This is a genomic window from Mesorhizobium sp. M2E.F.Ca.ET.209.01.1.1 (assembly GCF_004010375.2).
In the GTDB taxonomy this organism is placed as follows: Bacteria; Pseudomonadota; Alphaproteobacteria; order Rhizobiales; family Rhizobiaceae; genus Mesorhizobium.
On record NZ_SADP02000866.1, the window covers coordinates 1 to 314 of the forward strand.

A 314-nucleotide genomic window follows, 5' to 3' on the forward strand; every position below is an offset into this window, starting at 1 on the left:
TAAGGCTACGGCCAACCTCTCGAAAACTTCCGGCCCTAAGCTTCGCTTCGCTTCATCCTGGCTCCGGGATTCGTGATCCGGCGGGGCTGGAGCGTTCCGGATTGAAGCCGCCCCCGGGCAACCGTCCTCGGCAGACGAGAGAAAGGAACCGAACGATGAAAAAATCCGTCATCACAGCAGCAATGATAATGGCGATCGCATCCGCCAACGTCGCCTACGCGAAGGCGACGACCGGCACGATCGCCAGCATCGACAAGAAAGGCGATTCGATCACGCTCTCCGACGGCAAGACGTTCTCCCTGCCGGAAGGCATT

Annotated in this window: 1 protein-coding gene; it reads left to right on the forward strand. The window is 59.6% G+C overall.

Features of this window, described 5'->3' with window-relative positions:
• Nucleotides 1-188: 188 nt before the first annotated feature.
• Nucleotides 189-314, forward strand: a 126-nt coding sequence (locus EN852_RS38255; protein WP_246694568.1) for a DUF1344 domain-containing protein, incomplete at its 3' end; no start/stop codon positions are given.